Below are 15,016 nucleotides of genomic sequence, written 5' to 3' on the forward strand. Positions count from 1 at the left end.
CGCGGGTCCTGCAGATCGTCCGTTTGTCAACGAACGCTGGAGCACGCACACACCATGTCTTCCGATACCCGTTCCACCGTCGACCAGGTCGACGTTCGTGGTCCACGGTTCGCCGCCTGGATCACCACGGTGGTTCTCGCCGCTGTCCTCGTCCTGTCCACCGTCGACGTGACGGTCGCTGCGATCCTGCTCGCAGCGCAAGCCGTCGTCTTCGCGATCGGGGCCGCTGTCGGTCCGCGCCGTAGTCCGTACGGCCGCGTGTTCGCCGCTGCGATCGCGCCACGCCTCTCACCCACCACCGAGCGCGAGCCCGTTGCGCCGCTGAAGTTCGCACAGCTCGTCGGCTTCGTCTTCGCAGCCGTCGGCGTCGTCGGCTTCGTTGCCGGCGTGCCCGTACTCGGTACCGTCGCAACCGGATTCGCTCTCGTCGCCGCCTTGTTGAACGCGGCGTTCGCGATCTGCCTCGGCTGTCAGATCTACCCCTTCGTGGCACGACTGCGGACACAATCCTCCAGTGCCTGACCGCTCGACCCCCCACCGACCGAAGTAAAGAAAGATCGAAAGGAAACCCATGGCTCGCTCCGACGTCCTGGTCTCTGCCGACTGGGCCGAGCAGAACCTGAACGCCCCGAAGACCGTCTTCGTCGAGGTCGACGAAGACGCAAGCGCCTACGACGGCGGTCACATCGAGGGCGCAGTGAAGCTCGACTGGCGCAAGGACCTCCAGGATGCCGTTCGCCGCGACTTCCTGAACCAGGACCAGTTCTCCGACCTGCTGTCGGCCAAGGGCATCTCGAACGACGACACCGTCGTTCTGTACGGCGGTAACAACAACTGGTTCGCCGCCTACGCCTACTGGTACTTCAAGCTGTACGGCCACAAGGACGTCAAGCTGATCGACGGCGGTCGCAAGAAGTGGGAACTCGACGGTCGTCCCCTGTCGAAGGACGTCGTCACCCGCGAGACCACGCAGTACCGCGCCGAGGCTCCCGACCTGTCGATCCGCGCATTCCGCGACGAGGTCATCGACGCCATCGGTAACAAGAACCTCGTCGACGTGCGTTCGCCCGACGAGTTCTCCGGCAAGATCCTCGCTCCCGCACACCTTCCGCAGGAGCAGGCGCAGCAGCGTGGACACGTCCCCGGCGCCATCAACATCCCGTGGAGCACCACCGCGAACGAGGACGGCACCTTCAAGGACGACGACGCCCTCGAAGCCCTCTACAAGGAAAAGGGCTACGACGAGGACAAGGCGACCATCGCCTACTGCCGCATCGGCGAGCGTTCGAGCCACACCTGGTTCGTGCTCAAGGAGCTGCTCGGAAAGTCGGACGTCAAGAACTACGACGGAAGCTGGGTCGAATACGGCTCGCTCGTCGGAGCACCCATCGAGTTGGAGGTTCACTGATCATGTGTGGAGCACCCGTACAGGGCCAGACCATTCCCGCAGGCGTCGACGTCGAGAAGGAGACGGTCATCACCGGCCGCGTTCTCGCGTCCGACGGTGAGCCCGTCGGCGGCGCGTTCGTGCGTCTGCTCGACGGCACCGGAGAGTTCACGGCCGAGGTCGTGGCATCCGGAACCGGCGACTTTCGCTTCTTCGCGGCTCCCGGCAACTGGACGCTGCGCGCGCTGTCCTCGTCCGGCAACGGACAGGCAGACATCGCCCCCGAGAGCGCAGGCATCCACTCGGCGAACGTGACCGTCGGAGTCTGATCCTCGAAACATCAAAAGCCCCACACCTTTTCGAAAGGTGTGGGGCTTTTGCGGCTTCGCCGTCCTACTCCGGGGTCCGGGCGTTGTGCGGCGGGAAGATCCCCTCCGGTACGACGACACCGAGCGAATCGAGAAACGCTCCGAGATCGCTGTCCCGGGTGACCGTGCCGGGCTCGGGAACGAGCGCGGGCACGGGCGCGGGCATGGGCGCAGGCACAGGGGTTGCCTCCGGTCGTGGTTCGGGGGCTGCATCGGCCGGTGCAGCGCTCTCCGCTGCCTTCCGATCCCGCTCGGTCTTCGCCAGATCGGTCACCCACGCGACGATCTTCTCGCTCTCCCACTCGCGTCCGTCGTTCGGATTGTTGTTCCAGTAGAGGAGGTGCTGGAGGAAGCCGATGAAGATGTACGGCTCGACGACGACGTCGACGATTCCCTTGTTGTTCTCGACGAGGCCTTCACCTTCCGCCCGCAGCTTGTTCCTGACCGTCTCGGCTCCGGGCCCTATGGCCCAATTCAGGTCCGCGAGAAGCTGATCCGGGCTGAGCGCGTCGACGGCAGCGCCTTCGTCGACACGGTAGGTCTGGTCGGAGACCTTCAGCAGAACTTCGAGCAGTGTCTCGTCAGATTCGAGCCAGTTCTTGTTCGTGGCGATGTCGATGATGGCCCTGGTCGCGATGTTCGCGACCGTGCGTCCGAAGTCCGCGACGGTCTGGACGGGGTTCAGGACGGTGAACCGCATTTGGCCGAGCACTCCGAGAGCGAGATTCAACGCCAGGATGTTGTCCGGGGCGTCGCATGCGAGGTCGTACGGACGGCACGACCACGTCACCTTGTCCCGAAGAGTGCCGTAGTCCCTCGGCGCCTGCGCCTGGAAGCCGCCACCGGACGGGCCGGGTTCGTCGAAGTTGGGCGCGCCCGCAGGACGGTACGGCGCGCCGATCATCACGACGCCTGCGATGTCGTCGCCGGTCACCGACGCGTTCGAATCACGGTGTCCGAGTTCGACGGCCACCCGTTCGACGACCTCGCCGCCGACGCTGTAGCCGAGCAGCACGAACTTCGTCGCGTCGCCGCACTTGGTCTTGTACTCGTCGAGCAGCCGGTTGGTCGACGCCACCCCGTCGGCGACGGACTGCTGGTACGTCTCGACGTCGTTCAGCACCCCGAGCCCGTACGTCGACGGGTACGGCACGTAGAGCCAGCCGACGCTGCCGGGACTCCCCGCATTGACCTGGCCGACAGGGAGTGTGACGTTTCCCACCCAGTTCGACGCCACCGATCGGGGCTCCTCGTTGAGCGGATCACGGTCGGAGTCCGAGTCCGTGGCGCCGGACACCGCGAGCATCAGCACGTCCGGGCAGTCCTGCGCGTAGTTGTTCGGGTCGATGTTCGGTTCGTCCGAGGAACCGGTGCCGGACGAACCGCTGTCGGCCGAACCCGAGTCCGGAGCAGCCGAAACTGCTGGTGGGGCCACTAGAAGCACAACCGCGGCAAGTGCCACGGACGCAGACAGCAACGAGCCTGCACGCAATCGGCGACGCATGGATTGAAGGTCCTTCCCCAGAATTCGAAACACTCGAACACACCAGTAGCGCCGGGCATTTCACACCCCGGGCCCGACGCCACGAGGGAAAGGTACCGTGCCGAACGAGATAACGAGCTAATCGAGGGCCAACCGATAAACCGCGCGGCCGATCGTTGGGAAAAGACACTATTGCGTGTGGCCGCCCGGGACCGCTCTGCGACCGAGAAGAACCCTGGGTCTAAACTGGCGTCGTGGTCATCTTCTTCGAGGTCCTCCTGGCGCTCGCCGCAGTCGCCATCATCGCGTTCTCGCTGTACGTCGTCTACCGCCTGGTCACCGACGAATCGTGAGTGATCGCGCCGCCGACCAGCCGGACGAGACTCGGTCGGGCAACGAGGCGATCGCCGAGGCAGCCGAGAAGTTCGCGTCGACGTCGGCGCGCAACATCCCGACGCTGCCCGATCTGCCGCACCCGGACGACACCGCCAACCTACGGTTGGGCCCGGATCTGAACCCTGCGCTGCTCGCGCTGCTCCCGCTCGTCGGTGTGTGGCGCGGCGAGGGCGAGGGTCGCGATCCGGAATCCGGCGTCGAGTACGCGTTCGGTCAGCAGATCGTCGTCTCGCACGACGGTGGCCCGTACCTGGGCTGGGAATCACGCTCCTGGCGGCTCGACTCCGACGGCAACTACGCCCATCCCGACCTTCGTGAGGCCGGATTCTGGCGCGTGAGCGGCGGCGACGGCGTCAAGGGCAGCGAGAACGAGGAAGTTCTCGAACTGCTGCTGACGCACAGCACCGGCGTCGTCGAGCTGTACTACGGCCACGCACTCAACCAGTCGTCGTGGGAACTGGCCACCGATGTGGTCATTCGCTCGACGTCCGGCGCACTCGTCGGCGGCGCCAAGCGTCTGTACGGCATCGTCGAGGGTGCCGATCTCGCCTACGTCGAAGAGCGCATCGGCGCCGACGGCGAACTCACGCCGCGCCTCTCCGCTCGCCTCTCCCGGTACATCGGCTGACTTCGTACAACACTGCCGCGCGTTCACACCGAAGATGTCGGTTGTGAGCGCGCGGCAGTGTTGTGTGTCGGCCTTCGAAACGGAACAGCCCCCGAGCCGTACCTGCTGGTGCAGGTCCCGGTCGGACGGACCGGGGGCTCGGGGGCCGGGTAACTGCCGTGGATTCGCTCGCCGCGTGCGCGGGGGTGAATCCGTCAGCGACAGCGGCTAGCTGGCAGCCACCTCACGCGTCCTAGAGTTCTTCAACTTCAGACCACCTCCTCTCTCGTGTACTCAACAAAGTACGCGGAGATTCGTTGCTCGGCAAAGGATTATTCGAGCGCCGGATCCTGCGCGGCGTCGGACAGGTCGACGACCAGGTCAGCGCCGGTTCTCTCGGGCAACTGGTGCGTGACCAGCACCACGGTGCGTTCCGGATCGACGAGCCCGGATCGCGCGTCCAGCAACGCCCGCAGCAGCTGTGCCCCGCCTTGGTCGTCGAGGTGCTCGGTGGGCTCGTCGAGCAGCAGGACCGGGGCCTCGGACAACAGAGCCCTCGCCAGCAGGATGCGACGACGTTGGCCACCGGAGACTGCGTCGGCGCCTCCGGCGAGCACCGTATCGACGCCGTCGGGCACGCTGTCGATCCACTGTCCCAGTCCGACCTTGTCCAGCACCGCACGTGCAGTGTCCGCGTCGACGTCCCCTCGAACGACCCTCAGGTTCTCCAGGATGGTCGTCTCGAACAGGTGCGCGTCTTCGGCGAAGAACACGGCACCCGCGGCGTCGACGCTTCCCGCGACGGGTGAGAGGAGTCCCGCCAGCGTCATCAGCAGCGTCGTCTTACCCGAGCCGCTCGGACCGACGACGGCGACGCGGCTGCCCGCGGGAGGGTCGAGATCGATCTGTCGCGTGACGACGGTCGATCCTGGCCAGCCGCAGTGCAGCCCGACGGCACCGACGCGGTTCTGCGGCCCATCGAGCTTGCGCGGCGGGAGTGGAGCCTGCAGGAACGACCCGGTTGGCGCGAGTGGAGCCTGCAGGAACGACCCGGTTGGCGGGAGTGGAGCCTGCAGGAACGACCCGGTTGGCGGGAGTGGAGCCTGAAGGAACGACCCGGTTGGCGGGGCGGGCTGGCCTGCCTCGTCGAGCAGCGCCACGATGCGCGACGCCGACAGCCGTGCTCGGGTCAGGGCCGTCGCCGCGGCAGGCAGCGCCGACGTCGCCTCGAACGCCGCCAGCGGGACCAGCACGATGATCGCGAGGGCCATCGGCGTCATCCCGCCCGGGGCGCCGCCGCTGGGACCGTACAGTCCGATACCGACGAGCAGCGACCCCAGCACGGACGCGCCGATCGACAGCGGGAGCGCCGCGTCGGCGAATGCTCCGGACGTCGCCGCGCGGTCCTTCGCGCGTACCGCACGCCGGTTGGCGGCCGACATCTCGTCGAGCGTCTCGGTCAGGCGTCCCGCGACTCGGAGCTCGGCACCGTGGTCGAGCGCACGCACGGCGGCGTCGGCGAACTCCGAACGCGAACGGACGCCCTCGGACTCGTGGATCGACGCCGATCTCGCAGCCAGGATCGGCGCCAGCACTCCGGCGATCACCAACGCCCCGAACAGGATCGCTGCGGCGCCGATCGACACGAACCCGAGCAGTACGACGGCCGCCACCATCAGGATCGTCGACACCAGAATCGGAACGACGGCCTTGACGACGACGTCACCGAGCACGTCCACGTCGGCGCCGGTACGCGTCATCAGGTCTCCACGGCGAAGCCCTGCCGCAGCGGCAGGCTGCCCGGACGCCAGACGCTCGTAGAGCCGTGTGCGCGCCGCCGTCGTGCCCCGCAGGGCCGTGTCGTGCGTCGCGAGCCGTTCGAGGTAGCGGAACACCCCTCGCGAGATGCCGAGGGCTCGCACCGCGACGACGGCGACGGTCAGATCCAGTACCGGCGGCATCTGCCAGGCGCGGGTGATGAGCCACGCGGAGACCGCCGCGAGCGTCAGGGCGCTGCCGAGGGTGGCGACGCCTGCCGCCACCGACAGTGCAACGCGCCTCGGCTCGAGTTCGAGCAACGACGTTGCCCGACGCAGGTCACGGAAGCTCATCGAACGTCACCTCCACCACGACGTCGGCGGAGTCCAGCACTGCGCGCCGGTGTCCGACCATCACGACGGTTCTTCCCTGTGCCGCGAGCCGGCGCACCGACGCGAGCACTGTTCGTTCGCTGTCGGCGTCGAGGTGTGCGGTCGGCTCGTCGAGCAGAACGACGGGCGCCGACGACGTCAGTACCCGTGTCAGGGCCAGCCGTTGACGCTGCCCCAGTGACAGACCGAGGCCACCGGTCCCGACGACCGTGTCCCATCCCGACGGCAGCTCGCCCAGCACCGTATCGAATCCCGTTGCGGTGCATGCCGATCGGAGTACTTCCGGATCCGGACGCGCACCGGTGAGAGCGAGATTGTCGTCCAACGTCCCCGGCAGGATCACCGGATGCTGCGGCAGCCACGCGACCTGACTCCACCACGAGGGGCTGTCCAACTCCGCGAGATCGACGTCGCCGATCGTGACGTGACCGGACGACGGCGTCGTGAGACCCAGAATCACATGCAGTGCAGTCGATTTGCCGGATCCGTTCGGGCCGGCAAGCACCGTCACGGCCCCGGGACGGAACGACGCGTTCAGGTCGTGCGGCGCCGACCGATCCCGCGCGTCGGCCGAGATGCCGGTCAGGGTGATTGTCGCGCCTGCCGCATCGATCGCACGCGTTCCTGCCTGCCGCGCAGGTGCCCGATCGAGCACGGCGAACGCCTTCACCGATGCCGCCACACCGTCTTCCGCGGCGTGGAACTGCGCGCCGACCCGTCGCAGCGGCACGTACACCTCGGGGGCCAACACGAGTGCGATGATGCCTGCTTCGAGCGCCATGTCGCCGAACACCAGCCGCAGTCCGATGCTGACGGCGACGAGCGCAACACACAGTGTCGCAAGCAGTTCCAGCACCATCGAGGACAGGAACGCGATACGTAGCGCTCGCATCGTCGCCCGACGGTGTGCGTCGCCGAGTGCCCTGATGCGTTCCGCTGGTCCACGCTCACGGCCGAGCGCTCGCAGCGTGGGAAGTCCGGCGATCAGATCCAGCAATTGCGAGGACAGACGCGTCATCGACACGAGCGTCTTCTCCGCCCGCCCCTTCGTCAGCAGCCCGATCAGGATCATGAAGATCGGGATGAGAGGAAGCGTGAACACGATGATCAGGGCCGACGTCAGATCCTGAAACAGGATGACCAGCAACGTCGCCGGTGTCAACGTTCCCGCCAGGATCAACGATGGCACGTAGCCCGTCAGGTACGGCGCGAGGCCGCCGAGCGCCCGCGTCGCGACCGTCGCGACATCGTTGCGCTCCGATGCGAGCACGCGGGGATCGCCGAGGGACGCGGTGCGGACGACGTCGTTCTCCAGTTCCTCGACGACGCGCGACGCCGCACGGTGCCCGTAGCGCGACTGCAACCAGGTCGCCGCAACCCGAACGACGATGGCGACAAACAGGATCCACAACCGGGTCGACCACTGCGCGATGGACCGCGCATCGGTGGTGATGACGCCTGCGAGAACCTCGCCGATCATCACCGCCGACACGATGATGCCTGCGGTGTCGACGATCGAGAACAGAACCGTCAGAACGAGATACCGTCGCGCAGACTTCGAGTATCGCCACAACCGCGGGTCGATCGGGCCGCGCGACGGCTTCTCGGTGGTGGTCATCGCGGCCTGACCGTCAGTCCGATCGACTCCGGGATGTGTGCGGTGGAGATTCGCTTGCGGAAGACCCAGTACGTCCACGCCTGGTAACCGATGACGACGGGAGCCACGAATGCTGCCGCCCAGGTCATCACCTTCAACGTGTACGGGCTCGACGACGCGTTGGCGATGGTCAAGCTGAAGCTCGGGTCCGTCGTCGAGGGCATCACGAAAGGGAACAGCGAGCCGAACAACAGGACCACCACGGCGACGACGGCCACCGTCGTGAAGACGAAGGCCCAGCCCTCTCGGACGCGGGCGGTGAGTGCGACGACGGCGATCAGCGAGACCGCGGCGATCGCGACCATGATCCACGTCCAACTCTTGCCGTGCGCCAGCTGTGTCCACAGAGCGAATCCGCCGCCGACGACGACGGCCGGAACCGACAGTCGCACAGCCATCTTCACTGCGTCCTCGCGGACGTCACCCGACGTCTTCAGAGCGATGAAGACGGCACCGTGCAGCGCGAACACCAGGGCCATCGTCACCCCACCGAGAAGTGCGTACGGCGACAGCAGGTCGAAGAACCCGGCCGTGACCTTCTTGTTCTCGTCGATGGCCACCCCGTCGACGATGTTCGCGAACGCGACGCCCCACAGGATCGACGGCACCCACGAACCGATTCCGATGCCGAGGTCGCACCGACGTCGCCACACCGGGTCGTCGATCTTGCCGCGGTACTCGATCGCGCAGATTCGCAGAATCAACGCGACGAGGATGAGCAACAGCGGAAGGTAGAAACCGCTGAACAGCGTTGCGTACCACTCGGGGAACGCCGCGAACAACGCCCCGCCTGCCGTGATGAGCCAGACCTCGTTGCCGTCCCACACCGGTCCGATGGTGTTCAGGACCGCGCGACGCCGCTTCTCCCCCATCTCGGGATCGGCATGTCGGCCGAAAATCGGCATGAGCATGCCCACTCCGAAGTCGAAGCCTTCGAGGACGAAGTAGCCGACGAACAGTACTGCGATTGCGACGAACCAGAATTCCTGCAGTCCCATGATCGTCTCCCTAGTACGCGAACGAAAGCTGGGCAGTGTCGTCGTCGGCGTCGGACTCGTCGACGGCGTGTGGGTGGGCGTCGTGTTCGAGCGGGCCTTCGAGAACGTAGCGCCTGATCAGGAAGAACCACACGCAGCCGAGCGCGGCGTACAGCAGTGTGAAGGTGGTGAGCGACGCGATCACCAGCGAGACCGGATGATCCGACACACCCTGGTCGACGGTGAGTCTGATCTGGTCGATCCCGTTCAGATTCGGTGCGACGACCCAGGGTTGGCGTCCCATCTCGGTGAAGATCCACCCTGCGCTGTTGGCGAGGAACGGCGTCGGGATCGCCGCCAACGACAGCCACGAGAACCACCGTTGATCAGGTATCCGCCCACCCCGGGTGACCCACAGGCCCGCCAGCGCGAGGAGCGCAGAACCGGCCGCCAGGCCGATCATCATGCGGAACGCCCAGTACGTGACGAACAGATTCGGACGGTAGTTGCCCGGTCCGAATTGCTGCTCGTACTGCTCCTGCAACTGGTTGACACCCTGAACCGTTGCGCCGAAGTCGTTTTCGGCGAGGAACGAGGTCAGGCCGGGGATCGAGATGAGATGTTCGACGGATTCGCAGTTGTTGTGCGTGCCGACGGTCAGCAACGAGAACGATGCACCGGTTTCGGTGTTGCACAACGATTCCGCCGACGCCATCTTCATCGGCTGCTGCTCGAACATGAGCTTGCCCTGGACGTCGCCGGTGACGGCGAGCGCAACGCCCGAAACGATCATGACGACGAACGACAACCGCGCCGCAGGACGGAACATGTTCCGCGAGTCGACGTCTCGATTCCTTCGTGCCTCGCGGACCATCCACCACCCCGAGATGCCTGCGACGAACGTCGCCGCGGTCAGGAATGCGCCTGCCACCGCGTGCGGGAATGCGGCGAGCGCCGTGCTGTTGGTCAGCAACTCCCAGATACTCGTCAGTTCGGCGCGACCGGTCTCGGGGTTGTAGATCGCCCCGACGGGATGCTGCATCCACGAGTTCGCGGCGATGATGAAGAAGGCGGAAGCGTTGACACCGATCGCGACGAGCCAGATCGTCGCCAGGTGAACCACTTTGGGCAACCTGCCCCAGCCGAAGATCCACAGTCCGAGGAACGTGGATTCGAGAAAGAACGCGACCAGACCTTCGAGCGCGAGTGGCGCACCGAACACGTCGCCGACGAAGCGAGAGTACTCACTCCAGTTCATTCCGAACTGGAACTCCTGGACGATGCCGGTAGCGACGCCCAGCGCGAAGTTGATCAGGAACAGCTTGCCGAAGAACTTGGTGAGCCGATACCAGGAATCCTTCTTGGTGACGACCCACATCGTCTGCATCGCAGCAACGATGGGCGCCAGACCGATGGTCAGCGGAACAAGGATGAAGTGGTAGACAGTCGTGATTCCGAACTGCCACCTCGAGACGTCCAAGGCGTCCATGAGCAACTCCGAACTCGCGGGAGGGCAACAACGCTGTTGCCGCTGCACAAGAGGCTTGCCGCAGCGAGTTCGAATGTACTACTACGCGTAGTAGTAGCTCAAGAGTCGGCGGCCTCGGCGTCGGCCGTTTCGACGGCCGTGTCGACCATGGAACGGACGTCCTCGGCGATCTCCGGGACACCCAGTTTCACTCCGTTCAGCGTCACGACACGAGCCGCGAGCGTGATGGACGAGACGAGCCAAACACCATCGGCCGCAACGAGATCCGCGGGGTAGACATCCGCCCGTTCGCAGGTGAATCCCTTGCCCTCCGCAACCCGGAACAACGCGTCGACGGTGGTACCCGCAAGGATGCCGTGCTCGGCCGGCGGTGTGACGAGAGTCTTACCGCGCGCGAGCACGACGGTCGACCGCGGGCCCTCGAGAACGCGTCCCTCGCTGCTCGTGTAGACGACGTCGTCGGCACCCATGCGGGCCGCGTGCCGTAGAGCCGCCATGTTCGTCGCGTACGACAGCGTCTTGGCGCCCATCAACTGCCACGGGGCGTCGGCCGCGAAATCCACCGAATAGCCGCGCGCGAGGGTGATCGCGGACACCCCCTCCGAGCGAGCTTTCGACACCCGCGCGTGCACTGGCCCGACCGTCGCGAAACCCGTCGGGTCGCCGCCGCTCTCGCGGCCACGACTCAGCACCAGCCGCAGCGCACCTTCGTCCGTGGACAGCGACGACCACTCGTCGACGGCCTGAGCGACGAGCAGACGCCACTCGTCGAGGTCGGGTGTGGGCAGGTCGAGTGCCGCTGCCGACGCCGTCAACCTGGCCAGATGGGCTTCGACGCCACAGGGCGCCCCGCCGCGCACGAGGAGTGTTTCGAATATTCCGTCCCCTCGAACGACCGCGAGGTCGTCGGCACACAGAAGCGGAGTGTCCGCGTCGTGAACTTGCCCGTCGAGGGTGACTACTACGCGTTCCGACATGGAGGCAGCTTAGCCACGCGGGTCGTGCTCCTACTATGGAGAACGTGTCCGATACCGTCGCGATCTCACCGAGCCCTCTGCTCACTCTCCCCGACGCAGTGCCTTCTCCCGAAGATTCGCCCGACCATGCTGTGGCGTGGCACTACGGCAACCCGTTCGGCGAGCAACGCGACGCGGCGACAGGCGCGGCCGTCGTCGATCGGTCACACCGCTTCGTCATCGCCATCGCGGGCGACGAACGGTTGACCTGGCTCGACACCATCTCCAGTCAGCTCGTGAAGACCTTGGCCGACGGCACCTCCGCCGAGAATCTGTCTCTCGACGTCAACGGCCGCGTCGAGCATCACTTCGTGCAGACCGACCTGGACGGCGTCACCTGGATCGACACCGAGGCCGCGTCGGGACCGGCGTTGCTCGCGTTCTTGAGGAAGATGGTGTTCTGGTCCAAGGCCGAACCACGCGACGGCAGCGAACTGGCCGTCCTGAGCCTCCTGGGTCCTACTGCCGCCACGGTGCTCGAGGCCGTCGGTGCACCTGTCCCGGACGGCATCTACGACGCGGTCGCCCTCGACGGCGGTGGGTTCGTGCGCCGCATGCCGTGGCCGGGCGAGAACGCGTTCGACCTGCTGGTCCCCCGGGCCTCGTCGACGACCTGGTTCACGTCGTTGCGCGACGCGGGTGCCACCCCGGCCGGCACGTGGACGTACGACGCGCTGCGCGTCGAATCGCTACGCCCCAGGATCGGGATGGACACCGACGAGAAGACGATCCCGCACGAGGTGCGCTGGATCGGCGGTGTCACCGAGCACGGCGCGGTGCATCTGGACAAGGGCTGCTATCGCGGGCAGGAAACCGTCGCGCGTGTCCACAATCTCGGCCGGCCACCTCGCCATCTCGTGTTGCTGCATCTCGACGGGTCCGCCGACGGGCGTCCCGTCACCGGCGACGACGTCACTGCCGGAGGGCGAGCCGTCGGACGTCTGGGTACCGTCGTCGATCACTTCGAATTGGGCCCGATCGCTCTCGCGCTTCTCAAGCGCACCATTCCCGTGGACACCGAACTCGTCGCGGGCCCGTGTGCCGCGTCGATCGATCCCGACTCGGTGCCCAGTTACGACGACGTACAGGCAGGCCGTGCGGCCGTCGATCGCCTTCGTGGCCGATGACCGGCCGGATCGAAGCCGTCTGCGTCGTGCACGCGGACGTTCCCTTCGGGCGTCGCGCAGTCGTGGATTCGGCGATCGACAAACGGCCCGCAGTCGGCCCCGTCGACGTCGGTGAGCACGGTCTGTCGGGTGACTACAGCCGTGACACGAAGTTCCACGGTGGCGGCGATCAGGCCCTCTACGCGTACGACGAGAGCGAGGCCGCGCGCTGGGCGTCGGAACTGAATCGCGACGTCCCGGCCGGCTGGTTCGGCGAGAACCTGCGGACGTCGGGCGTGCTTGTCACCGACGCCGTGATCGGATCGCGGTGGCGCGTCGGCACGACGCTGCTCGAGGTGACCATTCCCAGGCGCCCGTGCGGCACCTTCGCCCGGTGGGTCGACGAGCCCCGTTGGGTCCGACGGTTCACCGAACGCGGCGACGTCGGCGCGTATCTGAGGGTGATCGAGACCGGCGTGTTGACTGCAGGTGACGCGGTCGTCGTCGAGGACGTGCCTGCACACGGCGTCACGGTGAGACACCTCTTCGAGGGCACCGACGTCGACGGCCTGACGCGACTTCTGGAGTCGCCGAACCTCGCGACGAAGGTCGAACGCGACGTCAGAGCGGCATTGGGCGTCGGATCCAAATCGTGATCCTTACCCGGCCTCACGACGTTTATGCTGGTAGTTACCGTGCAGACACATTCTGAGATGAAGCGAACAGGCGCCATACGGAGTCCGTATGAGCATCTGAGCCATTCGCGCGCTAGAGTGTGTGCCAGGAAGAAATACCAAATCTAACGGGGCGCCCAAATTTCCCCAGGCCGCCCCGCAAGTCCGCGAGGGGGCAACGCCATGGGCCGAGGCAGGGCTAAGGCAAAGCAGACAAAGGTCGCTCGTGAGCTGAAGTACAGCTCGCCGACAACCGACTTGGAGAGTCTGCAAAGAGAGCTCTCCGGTCATTCGTCCAACTCCCATCGTGGCGGCATCACCTCGGACTCGGACGGATATTCCCGAGTCGAGGAAGACGAGTACGAGGACTGGCGACGCTGAACAGCGATACATGACAAGTGAGGGGGAGCCGCACTGCGGCTCCCCCTCACTTGTTCTTGTCGTTTCTCAGAAACGCGGGTGATTGCCCACCAGGTGCGCACGTTCGACGGTCTCCGACTTGTCCGTCGACTTCTTGACGGTTCCCAGAGTCCAGCAGTCGATGTGGCGTGCCGTCAGCACGGCAAGAGCGCGGTCCACGTCCTCGGGTGCGACGATGGCGACCATTCCGACGCCCATGTTGAACGTCTGTTCCATCTCTGCACGCTCGACTCGTCCACGCTGCGCGATGAGCGAGAACACCGGCGCCGGGCTCCACGTCGCGCGGTCCAGTTCGGCGACGAGACCGGCAGGCATGACGCGGGCGAGGTTGTTGGCCAGTCCGCCACCGGTGACGTGGCAGAACGTGCGCACGTCGGTCTCCGCGGCGAGTGCGAGGCAATCCTTGGCGTAGATCTTCGTCGGCTCGAGCAGTTCCTCACCGAGCGTGCGACCGAATTCCTCGACGTGTCCGCCCAGGTCCATGTGGTTGATCTCGAGGAGGACCTTGCGGGCCAGCGAGTAACCGTTGGAGTGCAGACCGGACGATCCCATCGCGATGACGACGTCACCGGGACGCACACGATCGGGTCCGAGCACCGCATCGGCCTCGACGACGCCGACGCCCGTCGCGGACAGGTCGTAGTCGCCGTCGGCCATCAGTCCCGGGTGCTCGGCCGTCTCGCCGCCGAGCAGGGCGCAGCCGGCGATGACGCAGCCTTCTGCGATGCCCTTGACGAGTTCGGCGACCATCTCGGGAACGACGCGGCCGACCGCGATGTAGTCCTGCAGGAACAGCGGTTCCGCGCCACAGACGACTAGGTCGTCGACGACCATCGCCACGAGGTCCAGGCCGACGGTGTCGTGCTTACCGAGTGCCTGCGCGACGGCGATCTTCGTGCCGACGCCGTCGGTCGAGGCGGCGAGGATCGGCTCGCGGTAGTCGCCCTTCAGCGAGAAGAGGCCCGCGAATCCACCGAGGCCACCCATGACCTCGGGTCGCGAAGCCTTCTTGGCAAGTGGTGCGAAGAGTTCGACCGCGCGGTCGCCTGCTTCGATGTCGACGCCTGCCGCGGCGTAGGAAGCACCGCCCGAAGATGCTGCGTGGGGTGGTCGGGAATCCTCGGTCATGCGCTCCAGCCTTGTATTCGTAATTCGGTTGCGCGGTGACGCGCACAGTTGCGCACTAACGGTACCGGAGCCGGTCTTCGGTGGGCGCACTCGCAGGCCCTCGAAAATGTTAGTTAGCGGGCGTAACGTTTACGTTTGCATCGTCCGAGCGGTCTTCG

General features: G+C 66.1%; 14 protein-coding genes. 7 read left to right on the plus strand and 7 right to left on the minus strand.

From position 1 onward, the window contains the following. Positions 1-54 precede the first annotated feature (54 nt). From DK926_RS16370 to DK926_RS16380, 3 genes are read left to right on the plus strand one after another with little or no spacing between them, the layout of a single operon-like run. On the plus strand, positions 55-522 hold the full coding sequence (locus tag DK926_RS16370) for a DUF4395 domain-containing protein (protein WP_114331296.1): 468 nt from the start codon (positions 55-57) through the stop codon (positions 520-522). A 49-nt stretch (positions 523-571) separates the two neighbouring features. Continuing rightward, complete coding sequence (locus DK926_RS16375) at positions 572-1,408, plus strand: sulfurtransferase (RefSeq protein WP_068424880.1); 837 nt, start codon at positions 572-574, stop codon at positions 1,406-1,408. Between the two features lie 2 nt (positions 1,409-1,410). Beyond that, positions 1,411-1,716 carry a DUF1416 domain-containing protein gene (locus DK926_RS16380; RefSeq protein ID WP_068424883.1) on the plus strand — a complete coding sequence of 102 codons (306 nt, stop codon included), beginning with the start codon at positions 1,411-1,413 and terminating at the stop codon, positions 1,714-1,716. Positions 1,717-1,780: 64 nt separating this feature from the next. On the opposite strand, the gene DK926_RS16385 is transcribed toward DK926_RS16380, so the two are convergent. After that, positions 1,781-3,259: a cutinase family protein gene (locus DK926_RS16385; RefSeq protein ID WP_114331297.1), complete on the minus strand. Its 1,479-nt coding sequence runs from the start codon at positions 3,257-3,259 to the stop codon at positions 1,781-1,783. A 328-nt stretch (positions 3,260-3,587) separates the two neighbouring features. Between DK926_RS16385 and DK926_RS16390 the strand changes: the two genes are divergently transcribed. Further along, a complete protein-coding gene (locus DK926_RS16390) occupies positions 3,588-4,262 on the plus strand; it encodes an FABP family protein (RefSeq protein ID WP_114331298.1) in 675 nt (224 codons plus the stop codon). A 311-nt stretch (positions 4,263-4,573) separates the two neighbouring features. Here DK926_RS16390 and DK926_RS16395 read toward each other — a convergent pair whose 3' ends face one another. From DK926_RS16395 to DK926_RS16415, 5 genes are all read right to left on the minus strand, one after another. Next, positions 4,574-6,352, minus strand: a complete 1,779-nt coding sequence (locus DK926_RS16395) for a thiol reductant ABC exporter subunit CydC (RefSeq protein WP_114331299.1) — start codon at positions 6,350-6,352, stop codon at positions 4,574-4,576. After that, positions 6,339-8,009 carry a thiol reductant ABC exporter subunit CydD gene (cydD, locus tag DK926_RS16400; RefSeq protein ID WP_114331300.1) on the minus strand — a complete coding sequence of 557 codons (1,671 nt, stop codon included), beginning with the start codon at positions 8,007-8,009 and terminating at the stop codon, positions 6,339-6,341. The genes DK926_RS16395 and cydD overlap by 14 nt, the downstream gene beginning before the upstream one ends. After that, positions 8,006-9,046 carry a cytochrome d ubiquinol oxidase subunit II gene (gene cydB / locus DK926_RS16405; protein WP_114331301.1) on the minus strand — a complete coding sequence of 347 codons (1,041 nt, stop codon included), beginning with the start codon at positions 9,044-9,046 and terminating at the stop codon, positions 8,006-8,008. Before cydB ends, cydD begins: the two co-directional genes overlap by 4 nt. Before the next feature lie 10 nt (positions 9,047-9,056). Then, a complete protein-coding gene (locus DK926_RS16410; RefSeq protein ID WP_114331302.1) occupies positions 9,057-10,514 on the minus strand; it encodes a cytochrome ubiquinol oxidase subunit I in 1,458 nt (485 codons plus the stop codon). Positions 10,515-10,612: 98 nt separating this feature from the next. Beyond that, complete coding sequence (locus DK926_RS16415) at positions 10,613-11,491, minus strand: aminodeoxychorismate lyase (protein WP_114331303.1); 879 nt, start codon at positions 11,489-11,491, stop codon at positions 10,613-10,615. A 44-nt stretch (positions 11,492-11,535) separates the two neighbouring features. On the opposite strand from DK926_RS16415, the gene DK926_RS16420 reads away from it, so the two are divergent. The 3 genes from DK926_RS16420 to DK926_RS16430 all read left to right on the plus strand — a co-directional run bounded on the left by DK926_RS16420 (position 11,536) and on the right by DK926_RS16430 (position 13,691). Further along, a complete protein-coding gene (locus tag DK926_RS16420; RefSeq protein ID WP_207890847.1) occupies positions 11,536-12,657 on the plus strand; it encodes a folate-binding protein YgfZ in 1,122 nt (373 codons plus the stop codon). Further along, the gene (locus DK926_RS16425; RefSeq protein ID WP_114331305.1) at positions 12,654-13,292 is read left to right on the plus strand and encodes an MOSC domain-containing protein; all 639 of its coding nucleotides are present in this window, start codon (positions 12,654-12,656) and stop codon (positions 13,290-13,292) included. The genes DK926_RS16420 and DK926_RS16425 overlap by 4 nt, the downstream gene beginning before the upstream one ends. Before the next feature lie 201 nt (positions 13,293-13,493). Continuing rightward, positions 13,494-13,691 (plus strand): DUF3073 domain-containing protein, encoded by a 198-nt coding sequence (locus tag DK926_RS16430; protein ID WP_084423698.1) that lies wholly within the window; start codon positions 13,494-13,496, stop codon positions 13,689-13,691. A 66-nt stretch (positions 13,692-13,757) separates the two neighbouring features. Here DK926_RS16430 and purM read toward each other — a convergent pair whose 3' ends face one another. Next, positions 13,758-14,858 (minus strand): phosphoribosylformylglycinamidine cyclo-ligase, encoded by a 1,101-nt coding sequence (gene purM, locus DK926_RS16435; protein WP_068424914.1) that lies wholly within the window; start codon positions 14,856-14,858, stop codon positions 13,758-13,760. Positions 14,859-15,016 lie beyond the last annotated feature (158 nt).

Origin of the sequence: Rhodococcus sp. Eu-32 (genome assembly GCF_003336925.1) — a bacterium.
Lineage (GTDB): Bacteria > Actinomycetota > Actinomycetes > Mycobacteriales > Mycobacteriaceae > Rhodococcoides > Rhodococcoides kyotonensis_B.